The organism is Sphingopyxis flava (assembly GCF_900168005.1).
Classification (GTDB): domain Bacteria; phylum Pseudomonadota; class Alphaproteobacteria; order Sphingomonadales; family Sphingomonadaceae; genus Sphingopyxis; species Sphingopyxis flava.
Map to the genome: position 1 here is coordinate 63,928 of NZ_FUYP01000017.1, position 6,036 is coordinate 69,963.

The following is a 6,036-nucleotide window of genomic DNA, read 5'->3' on the forward strand; positions in this document are numbered from 1 at the left end:
GACCATGGCAAAGCACAATGGCGCGAACGCCCGGATCAAGCGCGAATATTTCGCCTATCTGAAGGAAGCGCAGCGCCGCGACGAAGCTTCGATCGATGCGGTCGCCAAGGCGCTATCGCGGTTCGAGGAGTCGAACGGGCACAAGGACTTCAAGAGCTTTCACCGCGAGCAGGCGGTGGCCTTCAAACGCAAGCTGGACGAGGCCGTCGCGGTGCGCACCGGCAAGCCGCTGAGCCGAGCGACGGTGCATGGCACGCTGTCGGCGCTGCGCACATTCTTCGTCTGGCTCGCCGGTCAACCGGGCTACAAATCCCGGCTGCGCTATTCGGACGCCGACTATTTCAATCTGCCGGAAAAGGACGTGCGAATTGCCAAGGCGACGCGCGTTAAGGCGTTCCCGTCGTTGGAGCAAATCCACTACGTTCTTTCCACGATGCCGACGAACAGCGCGGTTGAACTGCGCAACCGCGCGCTGATCGCATTCGCCATCCTGACCGGCGCGCGCGACGGGGCGCTGGCGTCGTTCAAGCTGAAGCATGTCGATCTTGTCGAAGGCCGGGTGGATCAGGATGCCCGCGATGTGCGCACGAAGGCGAGCAAGACCTTTTCGACATGGTTTTTTCCGGTCGGTGGCGAGGCGTTCGCGATCATGTCCGACTGGTGCGATTTTCTGCGCACGAAATCGCTATGGGGCGACGACGATCCGCTGTTTCCGGCAACGCAAATAGGGCTGGGCGATGGCGGCGCGTTCCGGCCGGTCGGCTTGCGGCGCGACGGCTGGCATAGCGCCGGGCCGATCCGCGATATTTTCCGCAATGCCTTCGAGGCGGCCGGATTGCCCTATTTCAATCCGCATTCGTTCCGCGACACGCTGGTGCAGCTTGGCGAGCAGCGGTGCTCGACGCCCGAACAATTCAAGGCATGGTCGCAAAATCTGGGGCACGAGCGGGTGATGACGACACTGACCAGTTACGGCAATGTTGCAGCGCACCGACAGGCAGCGTTGATCCGGGCGTTGGGCGAAGCAAATCCCGTCCCGGCCGTCGATCCGGCTCTGGTCGCGCGGGTAATGGCAGCGATGAAGCATGTAGACGGAAATGGTGCCGCCTAACCTCTTGGCGACAACGGCCGGGACGGATAGACCGGCGCGATGCACGATCCTAGCCTGTTCGCATCCGGTGCGCTTTTTACCCAAGATTATCTTGCCGAAGGCATCACCGCGACGCCGAATTACGGCGCGGTCGATGTTCCGGCCGTTCGCGTCGAATTGGGCCAAATCCTCGCTGGCTTCCCGCACGCGGACGGGCCGAACGAGGCGACGACCGAAGGCGATTTGGTTTGGCCGATCCTTCGCCTGCTAGGCTGGACCGACTTTCTGACCCAGCAAAACCTGTCGGCGGCGGGCCGCGTCGATGTTCCCGACGGACTGCTTTTTATCGACAACGACGCCAAGGCCGCCGCGAACGCGCATCCCGAAGAGTGGCGGCGTTACGCATTCGGTGCGGCGGTGCTGGAAAGCAAGCGCTGGGGTCGCGCACTTGACCGGGCCGAAGGGCGCAAGGGCGCCGACCGCGACACTCCATCAACCCAATTGCTGCGCTATCTGCGTCGCATCGACGACCTGACCAATGGACGGCTTCGCTGGGGCATTTTGACCAACGGCGCCAAATGGCGGCTCTATTTTTCGGGCGCGCGTTCGACGATCGACGATTATCTGGAACTCGACCTAGCGCGCATCCTGTCGCTCGCTCCCCAGTTGCTCGACGACGGCGTTACCGATGCCGAACGCGACCATTGGCTGGCCGTGTTTGTTGTCATGTTCTCTCGCACCGCTTTTGAACGGGCGAGCGATACCGCACCCAGCTTCCACGACAGCGCGCGGCGCGATGCAGCCTTCTATGAAGAGCGGGTGGCAAAGAGCCTGTCGGATAAAGTGTTTGGAACCCTCTACCCATCGCTGGGCAAGGCCGTCGCTGCCGCTGCACCGGCCGACACGCCGCTCGACGACGTGCGACAGGCGACGCTGATCCTGCTCTATCGGTTGCTGTTCGTCCTGTATGCCGAGGACCGGGGGCTGTTGCCGGTGCGCGATCGGCGGTTTGACGATTATGCTTTGCGCATTGCACGACTCGATGTCGGACAGCGCAAGGATGCGGGGGATGCCTTTTCGGCGGTGGCGCGCAATTACTGGAATCGCTTTGCCGATCTGGCGACGATGATCGACAAGGGCGATCCGTCGGTGGGATTGCCACCCTATAATGGCGGGCTGTTCAACGCCGATGCGACACCCTTGCTGGCGTCTATTGCGCTTCCCGACGCGGTGATGGCCGAAGCGATCGACATTTTATCTTTTGAACAAGCGGACGGGCGTCGCCGCTATATCAATTATCGCGACCTGTCGGTGCAACAGCTTGGTTCGATCTATGAACGCTTGCTGGAGTTTGAACTTTCGCGCGACGCCGACGGCGCGGTCGATGTCCGGCCGAACATCTTCGCGCGCAAGAATTCGGGGAGCTATTACACGCCCGACGAACTGGTTCTGTTGATCCTTGACGAAACGCTGGCGCCGTTGATCGACGACGCGCTGGAGGGTTTCAAGACGGCGCTGGCGGCGTTGAAACCGAAGGACAGCGAAGATTATCGCATTGCGCAGTTGCAAAAGGCCGACCCGGCGCGGGCGATCACGCGGTTGAAGGTCTGCGACCCGGCGATGGGGTCGGGCCATTTCCTCGTTTCGCTGGTGGACCGTCTGACCAATCACGCGCTCGACGCTATCGAAGAGGCGCGGGCGTTGGCGCGCGATGTCGCGGCGCTCGATTATGAAAGCCCGGTGTCCGAAGAGATTCGCAAGGTGCGCGCGACCATCCGGCACAATGCTGACGATGCGGGCTGGAGCGTCAGCGAAGAGCAACTGGACGACCCCCAGTTGGTAAAGCGCATGGTCCTGAAGCGCTGTGTCTATGGCGCCGACAAGAATCCGATGGCGGTCGAGCTGGCGAAGGTGGCGCTGTGGCTGCATACCTTTACAGTGGGCGCGCCGCTGAGCTTCATCGACCATCATCTGGCGGCGGGCGACAGCCTGTTCGGCCTTTGGGTGCGCGATGCACTCGACAAGGCCGGGAGGGGCGGCGGGTTGTTCCTTCACGAACCGCTGAGCAACGCACAGCGCCAAGCCGTCGTCATGCGCACCATCGAATCGCTGACCGATGCCGAGGTTGCCGAGGCGCATCGCAGCGCCGAAATGTGGCACGACGTCGAAGCGCAGACGGGGCCGCTGGACGGCTTTGTCAGTTTCATGCACGCGCTCGACTGGCTCGACCTGAAAGACAAGCAGGACAAGGCGCTGGTCGCGCTGTGGCTCGACGGGCGGTTCGGCGAGCCGATCCCGATCGCGCGCGGCCGGGTCGCGCCCGAAGGCGGCAAGGCGCGCGCCGAAGAGGTGGAGCGCTTCACCGCGATCTGGCGCGAGGCGCGCGCGTTGATCGACGAAGAGCGCTTCTTGAACTGGCAAATCCAGTTTCCCGGCGTCTGGGACAATTGGGGTAGCACCGAACGCGAAGGCGGCTTCGATGCAATCGTAGGAAATCCGCCTTGGGACCGGATCAAGCTCCAACAGGTCGAATGGTTCGCGGCACGGCGGCCAGAAATTGCGAAGGCGCAACGCGCATCCGACCGGGCGCGCCTGATTAAAGCGCTAAAGGATGCGGGCGATCCGCTGTTCGATGATTATGAAAGAGCGGAGGGCCGTGCGATGGCGACGGCGCGCGTCGCCCGTAAGGGCGGGCAATACCCATTACTTTCCGGCGGCGATACTAATCTGAATTCGCTGTTCGTCGAACGCGCGCACGCACTGGTCAAGCCGAACGGTATGGTTGGATTGCTTGTTCCATCTGGGATTGCATCGGACCAGAGCGCGTCGGCATTCTTTCGCGGTGTGATGGCCCGGCGGCAGGTTCACAGCGTGATAGACTTCTTTAACCGTCGTTATGACGGCAACCTCTATTTCCCCGATGTCTACTACCGATTCAAATTCTGCGCCTATGTTGGAGGAGGCGAAAAACGCACGTTCGATAGTGCGTCGTTCGGTTTCTTCATTCGTGACGTTGAGGAGGTTAAGAACCCGGACCGGGTCTTTCCCCTTACCGCTGAAGAGATAAACCGGATCAACCCGAATAGTGGGACCGCGCCGATATTCAGGTCGCGCCGCGACAAGGACGTTACGACAAGCATCTATGCAAAGACGTCTGTGATGGTTGATCGCGAAACTGGCAAAGAAGTTTGGCCCGTTCGGTATGTCCGTATGTTGGACATGGCAAACGACAGCGGGAGTTTTCGCACGCGGACGGAGCTTGAGAATGATGAAGCGGCTTGGCCCATAGGCGGCAACCGTTTTCAGTCCGAAGCTGGCGTTTGGGTTCCTCTATATGAGGGGAAAATGGTTCAAGCCTTCGATCATCGGGCGTCCGACATCGTGCTAGCAGAAGCCAACGTATTCCGGTCGGGACAAGGTTCAGATTTGACCGACGCGGACCACCGCGATCCCTCACGCCTTCCGACTCCCCGTTATTGGGTGATGTCCGATGTTACGGGGTGGAGCGCGCCAACAGACTGGTGCCTCGCGCTAAAGGACGTGACCTCCGTTACGAATGCCCGGACGACCATTGCCACGATCATGCCGCGCTACGGCGCGGGTCATACGCTTCCTGTCCTGTTCCCGCCTGACGGTGCGGACAAGGGCAGTTATTCGCAAACGGCTTTGCATCTTATCGCAAACCTCAATTGCGTGATTTACGATTATCTGGCGCGCCAGAAAGTCCACGGGAACCATTTGTCGTGGTATCTGCTAGAGCAATTGCCCGTCGTTCTGCCGCCTGCATATGCGCGATCGTTCGGTCCCAAATCGGCAACCGATTTGATCAAGGAATCTGTGCTAGAGCTCACCTACACCGCACACGACATGGCGCCATTTGCGCGCGATATGGGATATGTTGATGAGGCGGGCGATGTGCTGCCGCCCTTCCTCTGGGACGAAGAGAGGCGGTTGCACCTTCGCGCCAAGCTCGATGCGCTTTATTTCATCCTCTACGGCATTTTCGACCCGGCCGACCCGGCGCAAAGCCGGGACGATATCCGCTACATTTATTCGACCTTCCCGATTGTCGAGCGGCAAGAGCGGGCGGCCTATGGCGACAGCTACCGCAGCCGAGACCTTGCGCTGGCCTACATCAATGCCCTGATCGCCGGACAGCCCGACGCGGTGGTGGCGGGGTAATGGCAAAGCGCAAACCCGACGTTCGGCAGGATGGCGACCTTTACTGGTTTTCGCTGCCCAAGGCGGCCGGGCTTGCCGGATTGACCAAAAAGGAAATGATGCGACGCGCCGAGGCTGGCGAACTGCGAACCGACCCGGCCGTGCCGGACGATTATTGGTTCGAGCGCGAAGAGATATGGGCGCTAAAAATGGCGAAGGAGGCGCGTTCGGCCGAATGGCTTGCCCGCAATCCCAATGGCGCCAAAAAACGAGTCAAGACGCCCGAACAGCAAGAAAGGGAATGGGCGAAGATGTCGGGCGCGCGGGCGCAAGGATGGCGACCGGGCGGTAGAGGCGTGTCGTCGCACTATGAAAAGGTGCTGCTTAGCGAGATTGCCGAGGCGAACCGCAAGCTCAAAAACCAAGAGCCAAAATGACCGAACCGGAAAATATGACCGACATTACCCGGTCACGAAGAGCAATTGGGGGCCTTTTTGGGGGCCAAATAAATCGACATCGTCGACCATCGTCGGAAAATGGCCATTTTCGTTGACTTTGCGGTTCCCGCTACCGCTCCAGAAGCCGATTTCAGGGCGTCTCACACCATTTACGAATTCGGGCTCTTCCCCGTGAACGGGGGATGAGGGTGGATCAGACCCGATTGATGACGCCGTTCCAACCGCAAAGAGCGGCTCTTCCCCGTGAACGGGGGATGAGGGTGGATCAGACCCGATTGATGACGCCATTCCAACCGCAAAGAGCGAGCACGCGCAAGCGGTAGTTGT

At 60.6% G+C, this 6,036-nt stretch carries 3 protein-coding genes; all 3 read left to right on the forward strand.

What is annotated here, in order from left to right; translation table 11 throughout:
- The first annotated feature begins 4 nt into the window (after positions 1 to 4).
- The 3 genes from B5X69_RS14025 to B5X69_RS14035 are packed head-to-tail and all read left to right on the forward strand — an operon-like array spanning position 5 to position 5,688.
- Complete coding sequence (locus tag B5X69_RS14025) at positions 5 to 1,111, forward strand: tyrosine-type recombinase/integrase (protein ID WP_079639336.1); 1,107 nt, start codon at positions 5 to 7, stop codon at positions 1,109 to 1,111.
- A 39-nt stretch (positions 1,112 to 1,150) separates the two neighbouring features.
- Positions 1,151 to 5,272 carry an Eco57I restriction-modification methylase domain-containing protein gene (locus tag B5X69_RS14030; RefSeq protein ID WP_079639337.1) on the forward strand — a complete coding sequence of 1,374 codons (4,122 nt, stop codon included), beginning with the start codon at positions 1,151 to 1,153 and terminating at the stop codon, positions 5,270 to 5,272.
- Positions 5,272 to 5,688 carry a hypothetical protein gene (locus tag B5X69_RS14035; protein ID WP_079639338.1) on the forward strand — a complete coding sequence of 139 codons (417 nt, stop codon included), beginning with the start codon at positions 5,272 to 5,274 and terminating at the stop codon, positions 5,686 to 5,688. Before B5X69_RS14030 ends, B5X69_RS14035 begins: the two co-directional genes overlap by 1 nt.
- Positions 5,689 to 6,036: the final 348 nt, after the last annotated feature.